The organism is Brucella sp. NBRC 113783, assembly GCF_040372265.1.
Taxonomy (GTDB): Bacteria; Pseudomonadota; Alphaproteobacteria; order Rhizobiales; family Rhizobiaceae; genus Brucella; species Brucella teleogrylli.
Genome location: NZ_BAABRX010000003.1, coordinates 730,632 through 754,775 on the forward strand (window position 1 = coordinate 730,632; position 24,144 = coordinate 754,775).

Sequence of the window (24,144 nt, forward strand, 5' to 3'; positions counted from 1 at the left end):
CATTTTCGAATATGGCAGAAAAGCATTCTGCATAGACTTTTGTCTGACCGCTGAACTGAAAGTCCAGCGGTATCTTTCGAGGTGAGGAGGAAGCATGCAATTTTTTAATCGTAAACCTACTGTTTGTCTGGCCATGGCTCTAGGATTAGCCGTCGGTGTAACGCAAACACGCGCTGAAGAATTTGTAAATATTCTGACGGGCGGCACCAGCGGCGTCTACTATCCGCTCGGGGTTGCGATGGAAAAAATCTATTCGAGCATTCCCGATGTGCGCCCCTCGGTTCAGGCGACCAAGGCGTCCATCGAGAATATCAACCTAATTAATAGCGGTCGCGGGGAAGTCGCATTCACGCTGGGAGATTCCCTGCGCGACGCTTATGAAGGCAATGAAGCTGCGGGCTTTAAAAAGAAGCTCACCAATCTCAGCACCCTTGCCGCGATCTATCCGAATTATGTCCAGATCGTCGCCTCCAAGGAATCCGGCATCAAGACATTGGCCGATCTCAAAGGAAAACGTCTTTCCGTCGGCGCGCCCAAATCGGGAACCGAACTGAATGCGCGCACCATTCTGGAGGCTGCCGGACTTTCTTATGACGATCTCGGCAAGATTGAATATCTGCCCTTTGCAGAATCTGTCGAGCTGATGAAGAACCGCCAATTGGATGCGACCTTGCAATCTTCCGGACTTGGCGTCGCCTCGCTGCGCGACCTCGCCAACTCTGTGGACATCAACGTTGTTGAGGTTCCCGCCGACATCATCGAGAAAATCGGCGCGCCTTATCAGGTCAACACGATACCGGCGGATACCTACAGCGGACAGGACAGGGATGTCACCACCGCATCTGTTATCAACTATCTGATCGTTCGCCCTGATCTGAACGAAGAGCTGGTTTACCAGATGACCAAGGGTCTGTTTGAAAATCTTGACCAGTTGGCTGCCGCCCATTCTTCGGCCAAGTCGATCAAGCTCGACAAAAGTACCATTGTGTCACCCGTCCCGATCCACCCCGGCGCATTGCGTTACTACAAGGAAAAAGGCATCGAATAGGCTGGTTTGAGCTCTTTCGTCGGTTGGCGCCCGCGTAACAATCTCGGGCGCCGTCCCCCTTTTTGGCGGTTGAGGCCCGATTCTTCTTCATGGCGTCGTTTCCGAAACCGTTGTTTCCAACATGCATAAACGGATGAAGGTTTGTCCATGACGCAGAGCGAGAACAGCGCCGTAGAATCGGCCGAACATATTCCTGCCTGGGGTGCAGGCACCGGAGCAAAAGTCCTCTTTGCCATTGCCGTGGCTTTTTCGGTTTTTCAGCTTTGGACTTCCGCCTATTCCCCATTGCCCAGTCAGGTGGTCCGCTCGGTCCATGTCGGATTTCTGCTGCTGCTTCTCTTCGGCCTTTACGCCAATGCGAGCACGACGGCTGCGAAACGGGCGGCGTTCTGGCTGGCGGCAATCCTCGCCTTCGCGCTTAGCCTTTATCATTGGGTTTTCTACGACGACCTTGTGATCCGGGCGGGCGAACCCAACACGCCGGATATTGTAATCGGTATTCTGGTCATCGCACTCGTCTTTTGGGCGGGAAAGAAGATGATGGGCTGGACCTTGCCGCTCATCTGCGCGATATTTCTGGCGTATGGTTTGTTCGGCCAATATTTGCCGCAGCCATTCAATCATCGCGGGTATGATTTCGAGCAGGTGGTCGAGGTTCTGTTCCTGGGAACCGAGGGAATTTACGGCACGCCGATCTATGTCTCGTCGAGCTATATTTTTCTGTTCATCCTGTTCGGGGCTTTTCTTGAACGCGCTGGCATGATCCAGCTTTTCAACGACATTGCGATGGGCACGGTCGGCGCATCGCGAGGCGGCCCCGCAAAAGTTTCGGTCATCTCCTCAGCTTTGATGGGAACAATCAACGGGTCCGGCGTCGCCAATGTCGTGACCACCGGCGCCTTTACCATTCCTCTCATGAAACGTTCAGGTTTCCGCCCCGCCTTTGCGGGTGGCGTCGAAGCGGTGGCGTCAATGGGTGGCCAGATCATGCCGCCGGTCATGGGGGCAGTCGCCTTTATCATGGCCGAAACGCTTGGTCTGCCCTATGTCGAGATCGTCAAAGCAGCAATCGTTCCGGCAATTCTCTATTTCATCACTGTCTTCGTGATGGTGGATCTTGAAGCGCGGCGTCTCAAGATGAAAGGTCTCAACAAAAGCGAAATGCCCAGCGCTCTTGAGGCGATCCGAAAACGTTGGTTTCTTGTTTTACCACTGATCGCTTTGGTATGGCTGCTTTTCTCCGGTTATACGCCACTTTTTGCTGGCACTGTCGGCCTCAGCCTGACCGCCCTTATCATTCTGGGCGTGCCGATTTCCGGCCCCATGTCGACGCCTTTGCGCGTGTTGTTCTGGGTTGCACTCGGCGTTATGTCGGGAGCGGCTTTCGGTACAACCTTCAACATTTTCGGCTACAGTCTGCGCGGGATAACGCTTATCATTGTGCTTGTCGCGCTTCTGGTAGCGATTAACTTTCTAGTGCGAGGCGGTCGCGAAACGCTCAGCCTTTGTCTTCAAAGTCTCGCTGAAGGCGCAAAGAACGCGCTCCCCGTCGGTATCGCCTGCGCCCTTGTTGGCGTCATCATCGGTGTTCTGGCGCTTACCGGAGCCGGGTCGACTTTCGCGCGCGTGATCGTCAGTGTTGGAGAAAACTCACTGTTTTTCTCTCTGGTGCTAACCATGCTGGCGTGTCTTGTGCTTGGCATGGGCATTCCGACCATTCCAAATTACATCATCACATCGTCGATCGCGGGGCCTGCGCTTCTGCACCTTGAAGTACCACTTCTGGTGTCGCACATGTTCGTCTTCTATTTTGGCATCATGGCGGATCTCACTCCACCGGTAGCGCTTGCTGCTTTTGCGGCAGCGCCGATTGCGCGCGAGTCCGGCATGAAGATCGGCATGCAGGCGATCCGGATCGCAGTCGCGGGATTCGCCGTGCCTTTCATGGCGGTGTATGAACCGGTCATCATGCTCCAAGAGGGCGGACCGCTTTCAGAAAAATTCGGCTTCTGGCCTGCATTCGCCTATATGTTCATCAAGGCGCTTCTTAGTATCGTGCTCTGGGGCGCAGCCGCGATCGGTCATCTTCGGACGCCGCTGAACATATGGGAGCGCATATGGGCGTTTGCTGCTATTGCGCTCATGCTCGCGACATATCCGTATAGCGATGAACTCGGCTTTGCTGCCTGTACGGCCTTTCTTGCGTGGCATTTCTGGAGGTCGCGGCCTTCCGTTGTCGCGACATCCGGTTGATGGCGGTATGCATTGCAACGGCTGGCGGCGTACTGAAAATCGCCGCCACGAGCTTTGTTCTCTCATGGACGCACAGCGTCGAGAAAGTGCCATGGCAGGAGTCCTGGAATGTCTCATCTCAGGGGCTGGTCTTGTCGGAAGCCCGCATCAAGGGCTCCGGCGCGGGGATGGATCCGCCAGCGGATGCGGTTCTGAAAGATGGTTGGTATGTTTATCACCCGGCCATTCCTCCTAGGCCGGAAATCCTTCTTGCTGCGTCTGGCAAGACGAGTGGAGGCTGGACTTTCTGTTCGAAACAGCAATGTATGGAACTGGGTAGCAGCGAAGAAGAACCCATACATATACAAATCTGCAAGTAGTTCTGTTCACTGTATTTCAGCGAACGGACATGAGCCGCTGGCCATCAGCCTTTGAATGACTGGAACGGGACCGTGAACGGGCTGGCGACTTTTGGAGTATAAGCTCAAAAGCGGCCTTACACATCTTTCGACCCAATTATGGATCAAATACAGCGCCATTTGGCTTGGTTCCGCACAGATCGATATGGGCCTGAATTACCTGCTAGTGGTGCCAATTGGGCCTTTCAAAACAGCTTCTATTGACTAGTGGCTCGGGCGGTTTCAACGCTTCATATCCCACCGTACCAATCATATCCATAATCCTCCCAGTATCCGCCTTTCCCACCCTGAATATTTGCGAAACTCGAGACAAGCTCAATCGACTTGATGTATTTGCTCATCTTGTATCCAAGTTGTCTCTCTACGCGCAGACGAAGCGGAGCTCCGTTCTCCACCGGAAGGGCCTGATTGTTGAGACCGTAGGCCAATATAGTCTGCGGATGGCGGGCGTCGATGAGATCTATGCTGCCATAACATGACGCTGCCCCTTTCGCGCCGTCTACCCTATCGAAGCAGTGGAAGACGACAAAGCGCGCGGATGACGTGGGGCGTGCCACATCGAGAATCTGGCTCAAGGGGACGCCTGTCCATTTGGCGATTGTACTCCAGCCTTCCACGCAGTCGTGGCGGGTGATCTGGGTGCGCCCTGGCATGTTGCGCAGTTGCTCTAGCGAAAAACTTGTCGGTTTTTCCACGAGACCTGTAACCTGCAAAACATAGTCTGAGAAATCGGCTGCGCGAAGTGCTTCATATTCTTCCGTTGCAGGATTGGTTTCACCATTCGGTTTTTGACCCTGACGCAGCTCGCTTTCCCCATATTCCCTTGCAAGTGCATTATGTCCCTGCAGTTGCCGTTGAATGAGGTAGGTCAGATCGTTCGCCTTTTCGAGGACTTGCCGTGTAGCGCTTTCGTTGTTGCCAACAAAATCGAAAGCATCACAACCGCTCAACATAATGGAAGAAGCTGCGGCTCCGGAAAAAGTTAAGAACTTTCGCCTGGAAAGATTCAGCTTGCTCATGGGTGCCTGTCCTCGTCTTTTTTCGGAAGATCGGCGCGATACCAACCAGAAATCATCGATCGCATTTCGTTGAACGGACCTGCCGCAAGCACCATCACGATATGAATGACGACGAATGCGCAAAGCAGGAAAACGGCTACAAAATGAAGAGTGCGGGCTGTCTGGCGTCCGCCGAGCCATTCCGTCAGCGCCAGTACGGCATCCATGCCGGGAGACATGGCCAGCCCCGTAATTATAACCATCGGGAAAAGCCCGAAAAACACCATGCAATAGGTCAGTTTCTGCATAGGATTGTATGTTTTCCCATGCTGGAAGCGAAACTTGAGATGGTTGAGAAAATCACGGGGTAGGCTTTGTATATCGAATGCAGATGGCAACAGATCGTCCTTCAAATGCCCGTTCAGAATGCTGCCGACCAGCCATAGCATGAGCGTGCCCACCAGAACCCAGGCGAAGAAGAAGTGACCCACACGTCCGGCTGCCAGATCGCGATAGGATGGAATGGTCAACGCTGGGGGAAATGCCTGATAGTCGGGAGCGCTTGTGGCTCCCGATACGCCGAGAAAACCGGTTGTCTGGAAGCTTTTACCCAAGATATCGACACGACCTTCAGGGCCGCTTTCGCCATCGACGGCATAAATTGCCAGAATGGCATTATCATAGTCGAAACCGGATTCGTTGCCGAGATAGAGCGTAGGGTGCGCATTGAATATCTGCAGCCCGGACAGCAGCAGAAAGAAGAGGCTTGCAGCCCAAATCCAGTGTGTGAGGCGCGTCAGCAGACGCTGGCGATAGACGAGCTGTTTCATGATGTTGCGCTCCGGTAATTTGCCCGCCAATCGTGAGGGAAGACTGGCGGGCCAGAACAATTACTGTGGCTTCTTCATGGAGTCGGACTGCATCGCGTCCTGTTTCATGGCATCGCTCTTCATCGCTTTGTCGTCATGTTTCTTCATTTTCTTTTTTGTATCGCTATGCGTGGCGTCGCCTTTCATGGCGTCATGCTTGCCCATGGAATCCTTCTTCATAGTGTCAGACTTCATGGTGTCGGTTTTCATCGCGTCTTGCGCGAAAGAAACCGGCGTGAAAGATATAGCGGCAAGCAGGGCGAGCGCAGGGAGGACGATGATGTTCTGTTTGATGGTCATGACGATACTCCTGTTCATCTGGGCGCCAGCGGCGCGTAACAGGAGGAGTTTCGACAGGCAGAGGCAAATGGTTACACCGATCACGGCGATGTGATCACCTCATTGGAAAATGTAACCTTTTCCGCTTCTTTCACGAATATGCCGGTGATTGGGAGTTGTAACCTGACCTATTCGAACGAAGAGAGGTTGAAAAAACTGATGATATTGGCGCTCGACGGAGACAAGGCAGCCTATCGGACCTTGCTTGAGGATTTGTCGCGCCGACTGAAACCTTATTTTCTACGGCGTCTTTTCGGCGATAAATCGCAAGCGGAGGACCTTATTCAGGAGACTTTGCTGGCGATCCATACCCGACGCATAACCTATGATCGAGGCATGGCGTTTCTACCTTGGGTGAATGGAATTGCACATCACAAGCTTGTCGATCATCTACGCCGTCACGGGCGCGAGACTGCTACACCTCTGGAAGAGGATGTTCCTGTGTCCGATGATGCTGAAGCCGCCGATGCGCGCATGGATGTGGACCGGATGTTGAGCGGTGTTTCCGAACGCACGGCAGGTTTGATCCGCAAAGTAAAAATCGAGGGACAATCCATAGATGAAGCCGCACGTGACACCGGCTTGAGCCAGAGCGCGGTCAAAGTCGCCATCCACCGCGGTCTTGCAACAATAGCGAAAAGATTTGGAGGCAAAGGGCATGACCGATGATCTGATCGACAAGCTGACAGCAGATGTCAAACCGGTTGGCCCTCATGCAATGCGCCAGCTTTTCTTGCGCTATGCGACGGGAGGCATTGTATGCGGGCTTGCGATTATGCTGGTTTTCCTTGGCGTGCGTCAGGATTTGTTGTTGGCGATGACGACGGCAGCCTATTGGATGAAATTCGGCTACGCAGTCCTGCTTTTATTGATACTGATGCCCGCATTATTCACCTTGTCGCGGCCCGTTCGCACGGGATTGCACTGGTTGCCGCTGGCGATACTTCTGGCTTGTCTTGCAGGCGTTGCATCAATCCAGCTGCTGAACGCCGAGCCCGGACAAGCAGAGGTGTTGATATGGGGGCGGACAGCGTTGGTCTGTCCGTGGTTGATTGTTCTCATAGCTCTTCCCATGCTCGGATTTCTGCTTACTGCCATGCGGCGGCTTGCTCCGGCCGATCCTGCTCTGACCGGTCTTGTCGCCGGTATCGTTGCTGGCGCAGTAGGAGTTCTTATCTATTCACTACACTGTCCAGAATCCGGAATGCCGTTTATTGCAATCTGGTACACGCTCGGCATCGCCATCACAGGCTTTCTCGGCATGATTGGCGGGCGTGTCCTCCTACATTGGTAAGGGAGGTTGAATTGTCTGGCAACAGAAAGAAGTTCCCCTATCGGTCGCAGCTAATTTGATTGCCAGTCAAGAATCGTAACGCATTCTCCTGTTCGTTTAGCTGTGATGGGCGCGCAGTCATACTTCGACTGCAAAAATGTTACGATTCTCCAGCGACCGCCGATCGTCTAACAGCATGAGACGTCGCATTGCATTCTTCGCTTAAAGACAGGTGTTGTGAGGCCGAAAATAGCCGCATCAGGAATTTGCTTTTCTTAAAGGAAAGCATTCGACCAATTGGCGCGGATTTACCTTTTCATTCAACAAACTGACTAACAGCGCGAATGATGTCCGGCTTCCTGCCAATTTAAGAGACGGCTTGTTTGGCCTATCCCCGGATTGAAGGTGTTGGTGGGGTCCAGGTCCCGATAAAACTGCTTGAGGCATTCCTCAGCCTCATACATATGCCCCACATTATGTTCAGCGGGGTACTTCGCTCCGCGTTGCTCCAGCAGGGCAAGAATGTCCTTTTTCAAAGCCTGGCAATCCTGCCCCTTCTTGACCAGATATTCTTGATGCAGAACGTGGCAGAAGAAGTGGCCGCAGTACATGGTGACATCGATTTTCTTTTCGAGTTCGGCAGGCAGACGTTCGAACCAGTCGAGCGCGTTGCGCGGCAAGGCAATATCGAGGGCTACGATATCTTCCACTGTCTTTGCATGAACAGCGCGATACCGAACTACCGACCCGCCGACAGCAAACCGATTGAGGAAAGCCGCCTTGCCTTCTTCGTCGGTGCACTCAAAGTAATTTCCATGTGAGGTTGGAAAGCGTTCGGCCAGATAGCGGCGCGCTTCATCGATACCCTCGTTTCCCATTTTCAAAAGCAGGTGATGTTCGTAACCATCTCGGAAACTGTTGAGCCTGGTTGGCAGATGATCGGGTAACAGACCGGTTACGAATTGCAAGATGCGATCGCTGATTGCGCTGCCGAGACGAAGCTTTTCTATTATGCCGTCAAAACGACTTTTGATGCCGAAAGCCAAGGGGATCTTGTCTGTACCAAAAGCTTGAAGGAATAGGAATAGGTCCTTGCCGTAGCGTCGTGACAGATCATAAGCTGAGCGATGCATATATTCGCCCGCGACGGGGAGATTTTCAAAGGTTGAAAGCATATCGCGACGAATGCTTTCCAATTCTCCTGGATCGTTGGAACCGATGTAGAAAACCTGTGTCTTGTCGTCAGCTTGGAATGTGTCGATCCGCAATGCGAATACTGCAAGCTTGCCTGCCGATCCCGAGGCCTCATAGAGCCTACGTGGATCGGCGTTGTAACGCGCCGGCGTGGTGGCCGAAATATCGCGCACATGATTGCAATATTCGTGATCCGAGGCACAAAGATTCGAGGATTGGTCTACGTTGGCAGCAGGAATATCACCTTTATCCAGTCTGCTCAGTATTTCCTCAGCTGTTTTCCCCAGATCGATGCCCAGATGATTGACCAGTTTTAAATCGCCATTGGCATCAATTCGGGCGAACAGGGCAAGTTGCGTATAGGCTGGTCCACGTCTTATCAGTGACCCGCCAGAATTATTGCATATGCCACCAGTAACTGAAGCACCGATACAACTAGAGCCGATCACCGAATGCGGCTCTCTTCCGACGGGACGCAGTGACTTTTCAAGCTGATCAAGAGTGACGCCGGGTTGCGAAATGACTTGCGCGCCCTCGGCGATAAGATCAAGGCGGCGTAGGCGCATCGTATTGATGATGACAACTTGCCGATCGTAGCCTTCCGGTACCGGCGTGGAACCGCCGGTCAGTCCGGTATTTGCGGCCTGACAAATGATAATCGTTCCCGCCTTGTGGCATGCTTCAAGCACATGCCACATCTCCAGAAGCGTGCCCGGACGCACGACTGCAAGAGCCTTGCCTCCACCATACCGATATCCCTGGCGAAAGCGCCGGGTTTGCGTATCGCCGATCAAGACATGGCGACGACCGACGATATGGCGGAGTTTTGCGACGAGATCAGGCATGTTTGTTTAGTTCCTGCAGGCAGTATCGAGGCCGGTCAGGCGAAGTAGCGCACCCTGATTGCATCGATGGCAACAGCGATAAAGATCATGAAGCCGCCAATCATGCCGACATAAAAGGAGGGTATATTGATGATCGCCAGTCCGACCTGAATGACGGTAAGAAGCAGAACGCCTCCAAGAATCCCAACCACGTTTCCCCGTCCGCCGAAAACGCTGACGCCACCGATGATCGGTGCGGCGATCGCATAAAGAAGATAGCTGGAGCCTTGGTTCGAAGTGATCGCCATCTGCCACGAGGCAAGTAGGAATCCAGCCACACCTGCTAGGAAGCCGGAGATCGTATAGGCAATAATCTTGATACGGTCCACGCGAATACCTGCGGAATTGGATGCCTGCGGGTTACCGCCAACTGCGTAGATGGAACGTCCAAGAATGGTCATGCGTAGCAGGACGCCGATCGCGATCAGAGCGACAACGAAAATCAACGGCATAACGGGCCATCCGGCAACCGATGCCTGACCGATCCAGACATATCCGTCGGACAGATTTGTCAGGGTCTTGCCTTGCGTCAGCGCCAGGAGCGCGCCTTGCAGGATGATCATCATCGATAGCGTCTGGATGAGCGAGACCATTCGCAGCTTGGTGATACAAAGGCCATTGAAGAAGCCAATGAGCGTTGCAACCGCGACACCAACCAGCATAGCGGGAAACCAGGGCATTCCGAGATAGGAATAGGCCAGTGCTCCAATTGCAGACGAAAATCCGAGATTAGCTGGGATCGACAGGTCAATCTCCGCCACGAGCAGCGGGAGGGCTACGGCCAGTCCCAGCATTCCGAGAACCGTCGCCTGCACCGTGATGTTTTGCATGTTCATCAGGGTCAGAAAGAACTCATTGAACAGCCCGAAACCGAGGACTAGCGCCACCAGCCAGATCCACACCACATTGTGGAGAACCCAGCCGACGATTTTATGTGTCGCTTTTTCGTTAGGTTTGACCTCTTTGGCCGCAGTGGCTGTCATGACAGTGCTCATTTCTCTTATTCCTTTACCGATGTTGCGCTCACGCCTGTGAAAGGCGGCGCAGATTGTCGGTGGTGATGTAGTCGCCGGTCACGATCTCCTCGATGGAGCCTTGGCGGAATACGCAGACACGGTCGACTGCGCGCACCAATTCGTCCGTATCGGTCGAGACAATGATAACGCTGACGCCCTTGTTGCTGAGTTCATCGATGATGCGCAAAACGTCCTGCTTGACGCCGACATCGATACCACGTGTCGGCTCGTCGAGGATAAGAAGCCTTGGTTGTGTCGCAAGAACACGACCGAGGCATACTTTCTGCTGGTTACCACCGCTCAACGTATCCACTGCTGCGGCAGCGCTTTGCGCCTTGATACCCATACTGGAGAAATATCCGCCGCAAAGACGCGCTTCCTGGTCGCGTTTGACAAAACCCAGGAACGCACGCCGATCGAGTGAGGACAGTGCGATGTTTTCAGCGATCGATAAATGGCCAACAACGCCATCCTTGCGCCGATCGTCGGACAGATAGGCGACACCCTTGCTGAAAGCTGCCTTTGGATGCTGCGGTAGACTTTCCTGTGGTCCACCGTCAAAACTGATCGTTCCAGCCCTCGCACGGTTGAGGCCGAATATCGCCCGCGCAAGTTCTTTTGCGCCGGCACCTGGCAAGCCGGTAAAACCGACGATCTCGCCTGGCCGGATATCAAGTTCATAGAGATCGACATGATGGGCGATAACACCGCGCAGACTGATTGCCGACGTTTGAGAACCGAAGATTTTGCGCTCGCGCTGAAACAGGTCGAGGCCGCGCCCGAGCACCAGTTCGGATAGTTGCTCGGACGTCATCGCCTGCACATCCTGGCTGCCACCGGCAAGAAAGCCGTCGCGCAGGACGGAAACCGCATCGCAGATTTCGAGAATCTCGTCATTATAATGCGAGATGAAAATGAAGGTGACGCCTTCGCTCTTCAACTGACGCATGAAATCGAACAGTTGCCTGCGGTCGGGAACGGTAAGGGCGGCAGTCGGTTCATCGAGGATGATGACTTTACCGCCTGAGAACATGGCGCGCAGGATATTGAGCTTGCGCCTTGCAACGGCGTTGAGCCTGCCGGCATTGACGGTTGGATCAATTCCCGAATCTTTCAACATTCGTGCGGCATCTGTCTTCAGCTTCTTCCAACGCACAAAGCCGCCTCGGGAAGGCCAAATGCCTAGCATCAGATTCTCGGCGGCAGAGATGTGATCGATAATCATAGGCTCTTGCGTGACCAGAAACACGCCGGCTTCTTCCATGGCCTTAACGTCTGCGCCATGCACCGGTTTATCATCGAGATAGATCGTTCCGCTGCTGGGTGCGCGCTGCCCAGAGATGATACCAACTAGCGTGCTTTTGCCGGCGCCGTTTTCGCCGAGCAGTCCGTGGATACTGCCGCGATTAATATCGAGGCTAACGGAGCGCAACGCCGTAAAGGTTCCATATCGTTTGGTAACGTTGTCGACACGCAAGGCAATGTTGCTTTTGCCAGCATCCTTTTCGCGCCCATTTGTCTGGATATTTGTCATGATACTTCTCCGCCGCCTGCGACCGCACGCCAATCACATGCGAAACGACGCCCACCCTTGTTGCGCGGGCGTCGTATGTCACGATCAGGTATAAGGAACGCCCCATTCCTTTTCTGCGACGTAGCCCCAGTGGCGCTTGTCGGCAGCATTGTCGCCATTGATGACGAAAGGTGGAATGATGAGGGTTGGACCGGTATCACCCTTGACGATCTCGCCCTTCTCCCAAAAATATTTCTTATTTTCATACGCGCCAAGCGGCACTTCCTCGCCCTTCATTGCGTGCTTTTCCAAGAGTTCCACGGCAATCTCACCATAGGCAATAGGGTCTTGTGACACGCAGGCGTCCATGTAACCGTCCTGAATGCCTCTGACTGCAACCGGCTCGCCATCGATGGTGACGAAAATCACGTGGCCTTCCTCACCGACCTTTTTCCAGCGATTCTTTTGCTGCAGGGCAGTTGTGATGCCGCGTGCGGGCGAGTCGCTGGGAGCATGAACGGCATCAAGATCGGGATGTTCGGAAAGCGTCGACAACGTTACGGAAAGCATTTGATCAAGCTGACCTTCGGTGGGTCGGCTGATATAGGTTATGTCAGGATACTTGGCGAATTCGGCGTCCATTCCTTCCTTGCGTTGACGCCAGGCGACGCTCGCAAGTGCTCCATAGCAATTGAGGACCTTGCCGCGCGGGCTACCGTGCTTTTTGGTCAACCGATCGATGATCTCGCGTGCGGCCATGACACCGCCCTGATAGTTGTCGAAGCTGACGGTGATAGCGACATCCCCGCCATCTGCAGGCGTATCGATGATGGCGACGGGTATCTTTTTCTGATTGTAGCGGCGGATCGCGCTCACGATCGCCTGGCTATCAATCGGATCGGCAACCAGACCGACAGGCTGGGACAGCATCAGGCTCTGCCATTGTTCGAGCTGCTTTGTATTGTCGAAATTGGCATTGGTTGCCTGGAACGACCATTTGCGGCTTTCGACAGCACGCTTTACCGCCTCTTCCTCGATAACGAAAAAATAGTAGTCAAGACTTTTGTTGCTGAACGGCAGAAAGACCCGGTCTTGCGCGAATGCCTCGCGGCCGGCAAATGCCGCCGCTCCAAGTGCGAGCCCCCCTGCCAGAACGTGGCGCCGGTTGAGTTTAAGATCGATACCCATATTCACCTCCCAAAGTGCATATATATAGTTTCACTACATATTCAGCAAGCTTGTCAAGCTGATTCAGGAAAATTCAGGTTAAACGGCACCTCCCAAACCGAAGAATCGTCATCTTATGCCAATTTTCGGCGCAAATTAGGATTATCTGGAGCCCAGACAGGATCCAGCCACGTCAGTCCATTTGAAGTTTTACTAGATTATCGCAACTTGACGTAGGATGTGCCGTCGAAACAACCGACCACCATACCGGCGGATTCTCTTGTAAACAGGCCATTTTCGACGACGCCGGGTATGCGGTTGAGTTCAGTTTCGAGGGGAGCCGGTTTGGTGATCGCGCCACATTTGCAATCAAGGATGAAATTGCCGCTATCGGTTACCACAGGCTGACCGTCACGCATGCGGCGGGCGATCTCGGCAGTAATTCCATGTTCGTGCAAAATGCGATCCACCATCCGCTCAGTCTGTTTCCACGCAAACTGCACAACCTCCACGGGGAGAGGAAAGCCCCCGAGCGTGTCGACGATTTTTGTTTCATCGCAAACCGTAATCATCTGCTTTGATGCATGTGCGATGATCTTTTCCCACAAGAGGCACGCACCGCCGCCCTTGATCATGTTGAACTGGCGGTCGATCTCGTCCGGCCCATCGATGGTGAGATCGATCTCGCCAATTTCGTTTGGATCCGTAATGGCGATACCCACTTCCCGCGCGACGTCAATCGTCGAACGTGACGTCGTGGTGCAGGTCAGCTTCATGCCATCAGCCACATATTTCCCTAGCTCACGCACAAAGAAATGCGAGGTGGTTCCCGATCCAAGGCCAAGCTTCATGCCGTCTCGCACAAATTCCTCAATGACCCGGCGACCTGCGACTTTCTTGGCTTCATTTTGCTCTGCGGACATTTGTCTTTCCTGCCGATTGGCCGGAGCCGTTGTGGACGACTGCGGCGGTTGTTTAGATCATTAGTCCCGTATCTTGTCTGTCAGCCAGGAATCGAGGGCTGGCAGTTGATCGGGAAATTCGCTGCCGCTTGACACTGCAATTGCCGTGACGAGCATGTTGACGACGAGATGATGATTGAGGCGCGATGCGAGCGGTGTCATCAACTCGGTCTGATCGTAGGGACGAACGGCAATCAGCGCGTCCGTGACACGGGCGAGCGGACTTTCGGCTGCGGTGATCGACACGACACGCGCGCCCCCCGCTCTTGCTGCAATGGCCAGCTCCACCATCTGCTTGGTGTGACCAGACTGCGAAAAGATCAGCGCGACTTCGTGCGGTCGCGAACCTTCGACATGCATCCACTGCTTCTTGCGCCCCATGACCGCCGCACACCGCATGCCGAGGCGCTGGAACTTGTGTTCGGCATCAATCGCTGTGACTTCAGAAATACCGCTGGCGTAGATACCGGTCCATGCGGCATCGCGCAAAAGCAGGGCAGCCTGTTCAACCTGCTGGGGAATGAGATCCTCCAGAGCACGCTGGATGGCGTTGAGGGAATTGCGACAGGTCTTGCGGACAATATTCTCTATGCCGTCATTGGGGATGATCTGTTCATAGGCGAAGGGTGCAGAAGGAACGAGGCTTTGTGCCAGATGCAGCTTGAAATCCTGATAGCCATCGAAACCGAATCGGCGGCAAAAGCGCATGATGGTCGGATCACTGACCGAACAGCGCTCGGACAATTTGGCCATGCTCATATGAATGACCTCGCCAGGAGACGTGCTCACAAATTCGGCGATACGCCGTTCGGCGGCCCCCATTCCGTCTGTTTCATGGAATATGCGCTGTAACAGGCTAACCGTCATGAAATTGGTTCCTTCGTCGTCCCACTATTTAATGTGAACGATACTCCATGAGATCGGCGATACGCGCAAGCCGTTGATGCGGCTCGACATTTACATCCGCTCCACCGCCCCACGGCACGACGAAGAAAGTGGCCCCCGCGCCCTCCGCCGTCGCCTTGTCGACATTGGTGTCACCCACATAGGCCCAGTTGGCACCGTTAAGATTCATGCGCTCGACAACGGCGCGCAGATGGCCAGGATCGGGCTTGCAGGCTGGCACCGCGTCTGCACCAAGCGCCACCTCGATGAGGCGATCGAGCTCGAGGATTTTCAAAATTTCCTGAGTCAAGGCGTGGGGCTTGTTGGTGCAGATGCCCAGCCTGAAACCGGCAGCATGCAGGCTTTGCAGATCTTCGCGAACGTGGCTGAAGAAACGTGTCTTCTCGGCCGGGTTGCGATGATAGTTTTCAATATAGCTTTGAACCGCAGCATCCACGGTTGCATCGTCAAAGGGCAGGCCCTGATCAATGAATATGTCCTTCAACAGGCGGCGTGGACCATTGCCGATAAAGGTTTCGACATATTCGACGGATAGTGCTGGCCAGCCCTTGGATACCATATAGACATTCACCGCTGCGGTGATGTCCGGCGCACTATCGATCAGCGTTCCATCCAGATCGAAGATCAAAGCTGAATATTGTTTCATAACTGGAAAAATCCTTTGGTTGGACCTGTTCGACGGTCAGCCAGCAAAAACGGGATCGCCGAGAGCGTGGAAGCTCCGGGAGAGTGCAGGATAAAGCCCTCGATAGATTTCATGTGCCTTGTGATAGACAGCACTATCAGCACGATCAGCCTTCTGACACGTCAATTCGCGCAAGATGCCAGCTGCCTCAGTCGTGTCCTTCCATACGCCCACTCCCACTCCCGCCACCAGTGCCGCGCCAAAAGCCCCGCCTTCCGCAGCACCTTCTGTCGTCACCACATCACAACCGAACATGTCGGCCTGAATTTGTCGCCACAATAGTGATCGGGCGCCGCCGCCAGATGCCTTGATCACCCGGCCCTCGATCCCCATAGATTTCATCAGCGCATGCATGTCATAAAAGGCGTGAACAACGCCTTCCATGACACTACGCGAGACATCGCCAAGTGTGTGGCGTGCTGTGAGACCGATGAGGGCACCGCGTGCTGCAGGATCTGGATGCGGACAACGTTCACCGTTGAGATAAGGCAGGAATAATAGTCCGCGCGCACCTGGAGTGCTGGAGGCAGCAGCTTTTGCTACCGCATCGAAGGTAAGATCGTCACCATGCCCGGTATCGGCAAGGATTGACCGGAACCAACCCATTGCTCCGCCCGCATTCAGTGATACGCCCATGGCATGCCATTTTGCAGGGGCGACATTGCAGAACATCTGGATGCGACCGTCCGCGCTTGGAACGGGCTTATCCAGGGCCGCTGCCAGAATACCAGCAGTACCGATTGTTGTTTGCAATTGACCAGGTTCGATCACGCCTGAACCAATGGTCTGAATGACACTGTCGCCGCCGCCGCCCGCTACAGGTACCCCTACCGGAAGCCCGAAGAGTGCTGCGCCAGAAGCGTTGATGCGACCGGAAATCTCATGAGATTCATGGCAGTCGGGTAAGAAAGAAGGGTCAATATCGAGCGTCTCGATCAGCCCCGATGCCCATTTGCGCTGTTGCACATCGAAAAGCCCGGTGCCAGACGCATCCGATACTTCCGTTGCAAGTTCTCCCGTCAACACCAGGCGCAGATAATCTTTGGGGTTGAGCACATGATGCAGTTTTGCAAAGAGATCCGGCTCATGATTTTTCATCCAGACGATTTTGCCCCCGGTATAACCGACCAGCATGCGATTGCCTGTCTGGCCGATCAGAGCATCCAGCCCGCCAGCCTTTGCTGTGATTTCCTCCACTTCAGCAGCGTTGCGCTGATCGTTCCACAAGATTGCCGGACGCAGAATTTTTCTATTTTCGTCAAGCGGTGTAAGGCCATGCATTTGACCTGAAAGGCCGACACAGAGAAGTTCAATCTCCGGGCACTGCGCCATCACGCTTGCCACTGCCTTGCGCGCACCCTCAATCCAAAGGGCGGGATCTTGTTCGGTCCAACCGGCACGAGGCTGCGACAGCGCGTAGGTGGCGGTGCTGGAGGCCAGAATATCGCCTTCGACGGACACTAGCAGCGCTTTGCAGCCCGAAGTTCCGATGTCGATACCTAGAAGTGCGGACGTCATGAAGTCAGGCTCCGACGCCGTGATGCAGGCGGATATGCTTGAAATTGAAATATTCCAGCAAGCCTTCCCGGCCATGCTCATAGCCGATCCCGCTTTGCTTACGACCTCCATAAGGCGCGTTCATGATACCCGCGTCGACATTGTTGATGGCGACATTACCGTAATCAAGGTCGCTTGATAGCTGATAGATCTCCTGCAAGTCGCGCGCATAGACATAAGATGCAAGCCCATAAGGCGTATCATTTGCTAGGGCCGCAGCCTCTTCCAGCCCGTCGAAAGGCGCCACACCGACAAGCGGACCAAAGGTTTCCTCACTCATGACCTTCATTTCATGAGTACAGTCGGCGACAATGGTTGGGCAAAAGAAGAACCCCCTGGCAAATTTTTCACCTTCCGGCGCCTTGCCGCCGGCGAGGAGCCTTGCACCTTTTTGCAATGCATCAGCCAGGTGCTCGCGCGTTTTTTCAAGGGGCGCAAGCGAAGCCATGGACCCAATATCGGCAGCCGGTTCGATCAGACCGTCGCCGATGGTCAATGCGTTGGCGGCAACCGCGAATTTTTCGAGAAAAGTCTCGTAGAGCGGGCGCGCCACATAGATACGATTAATTGCAATGCAAATCTGCCCCATATTGCGGAAGGAACGGCGCACTGCCCCCTTCACTGCCGCATCAATGTCGGCGCTGGCGGTTATGATGAGCGGACAATTGCCACCAAGCTCCAAAGAAAGGCGCTTTACGGTTGGACAGGACTTCTGGATATGAAGGCCAACCGCGCTTGAGCCGGTAAAGGCGATCTTGTCAACGTCTGGATGCTCGACGAGTGCCTGGCCAACGAGCGAGCCCTTGCCGGTTAAGACATTGACGACGCCTGCTGGAATCTTGGCCTCCGCCACCTTTTCAGCAATGGCCAAGGCGGTAAAGGGTGTGACTTCTGCCGGCTTGATGATGATCGTACAACCAGCAGCAAGGCTTGCGCAAAGTTTCCACCCAACAAGTTCGGCAGGATAATTCCAGGGTGTAATTGCACCGACCACACCGATCGGTTCGCGGATGACCTGGCTTTGATAACCGTTCTGATCGTTGGGTACGATTTCGCCCAGGACGCGCACAGCCTCCTCGCCATAAAAGTGGCACGCTTCGGCCAGTTTGAGGATTTCGCCTTTGGCTTCATTGAGCGGTTTGCCCTGTTCGAGCGTCATGATCTGGGCCATGCGCGGGGCATCGGCGGATATCAGGTCGCCGAGCCTGTGGAGAGCTTGTGACCGCTCCCTGGCCGGAACCTTGGACCATGAACGAAATGCAACCCGCGCGCTTGCGACTGCCTGCTCGATTTCTTCGGGCGTCGTTGCCGCAATCTGCCCGATGACTTCGCCACGCGCCGGATTCTCGACGTCGATACGTGCGCCGCGTCCTTCTATGAATTTTCCGTCGATGAACAGCTTGCCATCGATCCGCGATAGGATCGCATCGGTCATGATTTTCTCCACCCAATTCCGAGCCGTCAACGTTCACAAGGATCGTTGATATAGCATAACTACATATCGCGTTGTGCCTGGTTTGCCAATCCGAAAAAAGAGACCGGCGGCAGGAAAACATTTTAGGTGACAAAAACAGTTGAATATAGTGACTTTCCGACGATATTCGCTGTGGATTCCGGTCGAAGTCGGCAAGGATGTCCGCATCAAAGGCTGATTACACCTTGACGAAACAGTAACAAATTAAATAGTTTTACTACATATAAGGAGGAGAAGCATGCTTCCCGATTCTCATGAAAAGGCCCGCCTGGTCGGGCGTGTATGGCGCGCCGATCTGTCAGCGCCCAGTGTTGTCATCATTCGCGATTGTGAAGTGATTGATGTCACAAACTCGGTGATCTCAGTTAGCGACTTCCTCGACAATGATCCCGCAGTACGCTTTGATGGTCTACAGGGCGAAAAGCTCGGCAAGCCTGATGATTTCGTTCTTTCTCCGTACGAAACTGGTTACGGATCACCTCGCCATTCATGGCTTGCTCCTTGTGATTTCCAGGCGCTTAAGGCATGTGGGGTCACTTTTGCGCAAAGCATGATCGAGCGCGTCATCGATGAGCGGACGTCAGGCGACCCGGCAAAAGCCGACGCGATCCGCAAGCGCATCGGTGAACTGATCGGCGGAAGCCTGTCCAACATACGCGCTGGCTCTGAGCAGGCCGTTGAGGTAAAGACTGCCTTGGAGAAAGAAGGGCTTTGGTCGCAATATCTTGAAGTGGGTATTGGACCTGACGCTGAGGTCTTCACCAAATCGCAGCCCATGTCTGCCGTTGGCCATGGCGCGCAAGTCGGCGTCAACCGGATTTCGAAGTGGAACAACCCCGAACCCGAAATCGTGCTAGCGGTAGACAAAAACGGCAATATACGTGGCGCTACACTTGGAAATGACGTCAATCTGCGCGACGTTGAAGGTCGATCAGCGCTCCTCCTCGGCAAGGCCAAGGATAATAATGCTTCCTGCGCCATCGGCCCGTTCATCCGCCTGTTTGACGCTGGATTTACGCTCGGTGACATTGAGAATGCAACACTTGAACTGTCCGTCAAAGGAGAAGACGGCTTTGAAATGTCAGGGCGCTCCAATATGGCCGAGATCAGCCGGAGACCTGCCGATCTGGTCGCACAGACCATCAATGCCAGCCATCAATATCCTGATGGATTCCTGCTATTTTTGGGAACCATGTTTGCTCCCACGCAGGATCGTGCGGAAAAAGGCAGTGGCTTCACCCACAAAGAAGGTGACGTCGTCGAGATTTCGACGCCAACACTTGGAACCTTGCGCAATGTCGTCACGACGTCGGACAAGGCGTATCCATGGGCTTACGGTATGCGCTCGCTGATGCGAGACATGGCCAAACGCGGTTTGATTTAGGAACGGCAGAACAAAAATGTCCTATCGTGCAAGAATGGATTTGAGCGGTCGGCTGGCACTGGTAACAGGGGCCGGTCAGGGAATAGGTGCAGCTTGTGCGCAAGCCCTGGCGCAAACCGGGGCGACGGTGGTCTGCACCGATATTGATCTGTCACGCGCCGAGACCACCGCAAGAGAAATCGGTGGGTCTGCAAGCGCCCGGCAGCTCGATGTTACTGACAGCGTTCAGTTGAACGCGCTGGCGAATAACATACAGCCACTTGACGTGCTCGTCTGCAATGCAGGTATCGTCAACAATGTCGCCGCTGAAGACATGACGGACGATCAATGGGATCGTGTCATTGAGGTCAATCTCAGCGGCGTATTCCGCACCTGTCGAGCCTTTGGTCGTCGAATGTTGGATAACGGCAAGGGTTCAATCATCAATATCGGTTCGATGTCGGCACATATCGTTAATGTACCGCAGCCACAATGCCACTACAACGCCTCGAAAGCGGGGGTACACCACCTCACACGCTCACTCGCAGTCGAATGGGCCAAAAGAGGTGTCAGGGTGAATGCGGTTGCGCCAACCTATATCGAAACGCCATTGCTGCATGGACTTGAAAATCAGCCGGGGCTGGTTGAGCGCTGGCTCGACCTGACCCCCACTGGTCGCATGGGCAAACCGGAGGAAATCGCCTCCATCGTCCAGTTCCTTGCCTCAGACGCCTCAAGCCTGATGACTGGCTCGATTGTCACTGCAGACGCTGGCTATACAAGTATCTAGGATTAACATGGCTCTCGCACTTGTTCTGGAAAAGACACGCGAACTGGCTTTGCGCGATATCGATATCGATTTGACGCTTGGCGATTGCGATGTGCGCATCGCGACGGATGTCGTTGGCATATGTGGCAACGATGTTCACTATTATCGTCATGGCAGCATCGGTCCATTCATCGTTAAGAAACCGATGATCCTCGGCCATGAGGGAGCTGGCACTGTCATTGCCTGTGGTGCAAATGTTCACAATCTTACGGTGGGCGACCGAGTCTGCGTTGAGCCGGGCGTCCCTGATTTTGCGAGCCGGCCGAGCCGCATCGGACTTTATAATCTTGATCCGTCCCTCACTTTCTGGGCCACTCCGCCGGTTCACGGATGTCTGACATCGGTGGCCTTGCATGGTTCGTTCCCGTTTCCTAAACGGCAGATGGCTATTCTCGGCCCGATTATTGAGGCCCTTGTGCGACCAATGGTCAAGGCCGGGTGCCACTTCTGCCTTTGCTGCACCGTAGCAGCGGAGCTTATCGGTGATGATCCTTTGGGGAGAAAAGCCATAGCGCTTCATTAACACCACGAGCAGTCGCTTTGCCGCCCTTTTATCACGACGCTTCTGTAAGATTTCTTCGAGAACAAAGCCATGTTGATCCACTGCACGCCAGAGCCAGAATTTCTCTCCAGCGCATTTGACGGCCACTTCGTCCAAATACCAAATACCGCCATGGCGCGCCTGACGCCGCCGCAAGTTGCGTGTGATCTGGGGTCCGAACTTGGCGATCCAATGACGAACTGTCTCGTATGATACGTCGATTCCACGCTCAAGCAGCATTTCCTCAACTTAAGGCAGACTAAGGTTGAACCGCAGATAAAGCCATACCGTATGAGCAATGATCTGTGGCGGAAAACGGTGGCGCTTGAAGATGATATCTGATGTCTGCATCACCAAAATTTACGCCCAACCCGTCAGGCAGGCAACTGCAGCCCAGTTAACGCGACAACATCTTTAACGTGCATCCACGCGCGGTCATGAAGAAGCTACAGTTCTTGCGCTGCGGCAATGGCTCCAACTTCGAGATATTTGAGTATTCGTCACCAGACCAAAACCCGGTCCAGCCGCGCAATAGCGACGTCGGAGGACACCACCTTGCCTTCTATGTCGACGATATTGATTCGGCTGTGCAGTATTTGCGCATGCATGATGTCCGCATTCTCGGTGAGCCGTTGTGCGGAGAGATGGTCCGAGTGCAGGGCAAACCTGGGTCTATTTCCTGACACCCTGGGGAATGCAACTCGAGCTCGTATCCTTCCCGAATGGCAAGGCCTATAAAAAAGGTCTGACGCGTCGACTTTGGAGTTCGGTTGGCACGACGTCGTGATCGCCTCTTCGTCCGACAGTGAAAGTAGTAGACGAGCGCCGAACATTGTCTGCTATATCTGGCGTCTCTGATGCACGGTCAGAACATAGAAGGGGCCATTTTATGAATGAAACCACGTTGGGTCTTCGAGTAACGGGTGAAATTCGCCAGAAGATTCTGAGCGGCGAGTTCGCGCCCGGACTGCGCATCCGGCAAGAGGAACTTGCCGAACAATTCGGCACGAGCCGCGTCCCCGTTCGGGAGGCTCTCAAGCAGCTCGAAAGCGAAGGCCTCGTCGTCATCGTTCCCAATAGTGGTGTCTGGATTGCGCGTGTCGACATCAATGAGTGTGTGGAGATGTGGAAGATTCGCGAGCGGATCGAACCGCTTGCGCTTGGCGAAAGCCTCCCACACTTGACCGATGAGGATATTCTCGGCCTTGAAGAGATCTGTCGCGCCATAGACGCCACGACGGATGTGGAAGAATTCCTGCGGCTTGATCGTCAATTTCACCTTGCGAGCTATCGTGCGACGGCCATGCCTACGCTCATTCCAATGATCGAGCGCATCTGGAATACGACACAGCATTATCGGCGCGCTTACACAACGCTGCTGGGCCGTGAACGGTTCTGGATCATACAATGCGAGCACGGGCTTCTGATGGAAGCCATCAAGCGAAGAGATGTCGAAGATTCAGAAAGAGCCCTTTACAGCCACATTCGCCGCACCCGCATGGAACTGGAACGGAACCGCACGGCCTTTACTGACATTTCTTTCTAGATATCCCTGTCACGAACCTGGCTTCACGGAGCCATCTCATTGGTAGCTGAGGCGTCCTCTCAGTAAACCAATTGACGCCAATGTCGCTTCGTGCCATTAATTCATGATGCATCATACAACAAACATCGGTTCTTCGCATGTATGATTATTGTCTCGTTGGTGGCGGTATTGTCGGCCTTGCCACGGCGCTCACCATTGTCAGGAGAGAGCCTTCAGCCCGCATTCTGGTGCTGGAAAAGGAAAACGCCGTTGCGATGCATCAGACCGGCCATAATAGCGGTGTGATCCATGCGGGCATCTATTATCAGCCCGGCAGCTTCAAGGCAGAGCTTTGCCGCGCTGGCGAACGCATGACGAAGCAGTTTTGTGACGAAAACAACATAGCCTATCGCGTTCCGGGCAAGCTTGTCGTGGCGACCAACGAATTGGAAGTGCAGCGCCTTGCAGCCCTTGAAACCAATGCCGCCGCAAACGGCATCACCTGCCGCCGTCTCAGTGGCGGTGAATTACGCGAATTCGAACCCGCTGTGACCGGACTTGCCGCTTTGTTGGTCGAGCAAAGCGGTATTGTTGATTATCGCGCGGTCTGCCGCGCCATGGCCGATCTCATTCGCGCCGCGGGCGGCGATATCGAATTCAATATCAGTGTGGATCGCATTGAAGAACGGGCGGATAACGCGCGCGTTCATGCAGGCGACAAGGTTTGGGAAAGCAGGCAGGTTATCGCCTGCGCCGGTCTGCAGGCCGACCGCCTTGCCCGCCGGTCCGGTGTCGATATCGATTTCCAGATCGTGCCTTTTCGCGGCGAATATTACGCCTTGCGGCCCGAATTGAACAAGCTTGTCGAACGCATGATCTATCCGGTGCCCGATCCTTCAATGCCGTTTCTCGGCATACATCTGACGCCGATGATCGATGGCAGCCTGACCGTCGGTCCCAATGCCGTTTTGGGTCTTTCCCGCGAGGGTTATCCAAAATTCTCGGCCAACTTGCGCGATATTGCGACCTATGCGGCCTTTCCGGGTTTCTGGAAGGTAATCACCGCCCATCTCTCGTCCGGCCTGGAAGAAATGAAGGATAGCCTGTTTAAGAAGAGCTATCTGGAAAAGTGCCGGAAATATTGCCCATCCCTGCAGGAAAGCGACCTTCGGCCTTACCGGGCAGGGATAAGGGCGCAAGCCGTTTCGAGAGACGGTAAGCTTATTCACGACTTCAAGTTCCACCAGACAAAACGTGTGTTGCATGTGTGCAATGCACCATCACCTGCCGCCACGTCTGCCATACCTATCGGAAACCTGATCTTTCAACGCTTGCAAACAGGCAATTGAG

General features: G+C 54.2%; 22 protein-coding genes and 2 pseudogenes. 11 read left to right on the plus strand and 13 right to left on the minus strand.

Features of this window, described 5'->3' with window-relative positions:
• The first annotated feature begins 94 nt into the window (after positions 1-94).
• From ABWW11_RS14005 to ABWW11_RS14015, 3 genes are all read left to right on the plus strand, one after another.
• Positions 95-1,048, plus strand: coding sequence for a TAXI family TRAP transporter solute-binding subunit (locus tag ABWW11_RS14005; RefSeq protein ID WP_319080256.1), 954 nt, complete (start codon positions 95-97; stop codon positions 1,046-1,048).
• Between the two features lie 147 nt (positions 1,049-1,195).
• A complete protein-coding gene (locus tag ABWW11_RS14010) occupies positions 1,196-3,301 on the plus strand; it encodes a TRAP transporter permease (RefSeq protein ID WP_109365725.1) in 2,106 nt (701 codons plus the stop codon).
• Positions 3,301-3,660, plus strand: coding sequence for a DUF1850 domain-containing protein (locus ABWW11_RS14015; RefSeq protein ID WP_109365724.1), 360 nt, complete (start codon positions 3,301-3,303; stop codon positions 3,658-3,660). The genes ABWW11_RS14010 and ABWW11_RS14015 overlap by 1 nt, the downstream gene beginning before the upstream one ends.
• 269 nt (positions 3,661-3,929) lie before the next feature.
• Here the strand turns inward: ABWW11_RS14015 and ABWW11_RS14020 are convergent, their stop codons facing one another.
• From ABWW11_RS14020 to ABWW11_RS14030, 3 genes are read right to left on the minus strand one after another with little or no spacing between them, the layout of a single operon-like run.
• On the minus strand, positions 3,930-4,718 hold the full coding sequence (locus tag ABWW11_RS14020; RefSeq protein WP_109365723.1) for a molybdopterin-binding protein: 789 nt from the start codon (positions 4,716-4,718) through the stop codon (positions 3,930-3,932).
• Positions 4,715-5,527 carry a cytochrome b/b6 domain-containing protein gene (locus tag ABWW11_RS14025; RefSeq protein WP_109365722.1) on the minus strand — a complete coding sequence of 271 codons (813 nt, stop codon included), beginning with the start codon at positions 5,525-5,527 and terminating at the stop codon, positions 4,715-4,717. The genes ABWW11_RS14020 and ABWW11_RS14025 overlap by 4 nt, the downstream gene beginning before the upstream one ends.
• A gap of 60 nt (positions 5,528-5,587) precedes the next feature.
• On the minus strand, positions 5,588-5,866 hold the full coding sequence (locus ABWW11_RS14030; RefSeq protein ID WP_109366388.1) for a pentapeptide MXKDX repeat protein: 279 nt from the start codon (positions 5,864-5,866) through the stop codon (positions 5,588-5,590).
• Between the two features lie 198 nt (positions 5,867-6,064).
• Between ABWW11_RS14030 and ABWW11_RS14035 the strand changes: the two genes are divergently transcribed.
• Entirely contained in the window at positions 6,065-6,574 is a 510-nt protein-coding gene (locus tag ABWW11_RS14035) for a sigma-70 family RNA polymerase sigma factor (protein ID WP_029926457.1), read from the plus strand.
• Complete coding sequence (locus tag ABWW11_RS14040) at positions 6,564-7,199, plus strand: NrsF family protein (protein ID WP_109365721.1); 636 nt, start codon at positions 6,564-6,566, stop codon at positions 7,197-7,199. The genes ABWW11_RS14035 and ABWW11_RS14040 overlap by 11 nt, the downstream gene beginning before the upstream one ends.
• Positions 7,200-7,510: 311 nt before the next feature.
• Here ABWW11_RS14040 and dld read toward each other — a convergent pair whose 3' ends face one another.
• From dld to ABWW11_RS14085, 9 genes are all read right to left on the minus strand, one after another.
• Positions 7,511-9,217, minus strand: a complete 1,707-nt coding sequence (gene dld, locus ABWW11_RS14045) for a D-lactate dehydrogenase (RefSeq protein ID WP_109365720.1) — start codon at positions 9,215-9,217, stop codon at positions 7,511-7,513.
• Positions 9,218-9,252: 35 nt separating this feature from the next.
• Positions 9,253-10,251 (minus strand): ABC transporter permease, encoded by a 999-nt coding sequence (locus ABWW11_RS14050; protein ID WP_109365719.1) that lies wholly within the window; start codon positions 10,249-10,251, stop codon positions 9,253-9,255.
• 28 nt (positions 10,252-10,279) lie between these two features.
• Positions 10,280-11,806 (minus strand): sugar ABC transporter ATP-binding protein, encoded by a 1,527-nt coding sequence (locus tag ABWW11_RS14055; RefSeq protein WP_109365718.1) that lies wholly within the window; start codon positions 11,804-11,806, stop codon positions 10,280-10,282.
• 84 nt (positions 11,807-11,890) lie between these two features.
• Positions 11,891-12,973: a sugar ABC transporter substrate-binding protein gene (locus ABWW11_RS14060; protein ID WP_109365717.1), complete on the minus strand. Its 1,083-nt coding sequence runs from the start codon at positions 12,971-12,973 to the stop codon at positions 11,891-11,893.
• 197 nt (positions 12,974-13,170) lie between these two features.
• Entirely contained in the window at positions 13,171-13,875 is a 705-nt protein-coding gene (gene rpiA / locus ABWW11_RS14065) for a ribose 5-phosphate isomerase A (protein ID WP_109365716.1), read from the minus strand.
• Positions 13,876-13,935: 60 nt separating this feature from the next.
• On the minus strand, positions 13,936-14,781 hold the full coding sequence (locus ABWW11_RS14070; protein ID WP_078341184.1) for a MurR/RpiR family transcriptional regulator: 846 nt from the start codon (positions 14,779-14,781) through the stop codon (positions 13,936-13,938).
• A gap of 28 nt (positions 14,782-14,809) precedes the next feature.
• On the minus strand, positions 14,810-15,466 hold the full coding sequence (locus tag ABWW11_RS14075) for an HAD-IA family hydrolase (protein ID WP_078341183.1): 657 nt from the start codon (positions 15,464-15,466) through the stop codon (positions 14,810-14,812).
• Between the two features lie 36 nt (positions 15,467-15,502).
• Positions 15,503-17,023: a xylulokinase gene (xylB, locus tag ABWW11_RS14080; RefSeq protein ID WP_319080255.1), complete on the minus strand. Its 1,521-nt coding sequence runs from the start codon at positions 17,021-17,023 to the stop codon at positions 15,503-15,505.
• Between the two features lie 4 nt (positions 17,024-17,027).
• Positions 17,028-18,497: an aldehyde dehydrogenase family protein gene (locus tag ABWW11_RS14085; RefSeq protein ID WP_109365715.1), complete on the minus strand. Its 1,470-nt coding sequence runs from the start codon at positions 18,495-18,497 to the stop codon at positions 17,028-17,030.
• Between the two features lie 277 nt (positions 18,498-18,774).
• Here ABWW11_RS14085 and ABWW11_RS14090 point away from each other — a divergent pair, with 277 nt between their 5' ends.
• The 3 genes and pseudogenes from ABWW11_RS14090 to ABWW11_RS14100 form a co-directional block, all read left to right on the plus strand.
• Positions 18,775-19,920, plus strand: a complete 1,146-nt coding sequence (locus ABWW11_RS14090) for a fumarylacetoacetate hydrolase family protein (protein ID WP_109365714.1) — start codon at positions 18,775-18,777, stop codon at positions 19,918-19,920.
• A 16-nt stretch (positions 19,921-19,936) separates the two neighbouring features.
• Positions 19,937-20,689: an SDR family NAD(P)-dependent oxidoreductase gene (locus ABWW11_RS14095; RefSeq protein WP_109365713.1), complete on the plus strand. Its 753-nt coding sequence runs from the start codon at positions 19,937-19,939 to the stop codon at positions 20,687-20,689.
• Between the two features lie 7 nt (positions 20,690-20,696).
• Positions 20,697-21,011, plus strand: a pseudogene (locus ABWW11_RS14100) (alcohol dehydrogenase catalytic domain-containing protein); the annotation flags it as partial.
• 36 nt (positions 21,012-21,047) lie between these two features.
• Here the strand turns inward: ABWW11_RS14100 and ABWW11_RS14105 are convergent.
• Positions 21,048-21,620, minus strand: a pseudogene (locus ABWW11_RS14105) (IS6 family transposase); the annotation flags it as partial.
• Between the two features lie 86 nt (positions 21,621-21,706).
• On the opposite strand from ABWW11_RS14105, the gene ABWW11_RS14110 reads away from it, so the two are divergent.
• From ABWW11_RS14110 to lhgD, 3 genes are all read left to right on the plus strand, one after another.
• Complete coding sequence (locus tag ABWW11_RS14110) at positions 21,707-21,952, plus strand: VOC family protein (RefSeq protein ID WP_210205531.1); 246 nt, start codon at positions 21,707-21,709, stop codon at positions 21,950-21,952.
• 206 nt (positions 21,953-22,158) lie between these two features.
• Positions 22,159-22,815 (plus strand): GntR family transcriptional regulator, encoded by a 657-nt coding sequence (locus ABWW11_RS14115; protein ID WP_109365712.1) that lies wholly within the window; start codon positions 22,159-22,161, stop codon positions 22,813-22,815.
• Positions 22,816-22,952: 137 nt separating this feature from the next.
• Positions 22,953-24,143 carry an L-2-hydroxyglutarate dehydrogenase gene (gene lhgD / locus ABWW11_RS14120; RefSeq protein ID WP_109365711.1) on the plus strand — a complete coding sequence of 397 codons (1,191 nt, stop codon included), beginning with the start codon at positions 22,953-22,955 and terminating at the stop codon, positions 24,141-24,143.
• Position 24,144 lies beyond the last annotated feature (1 nt).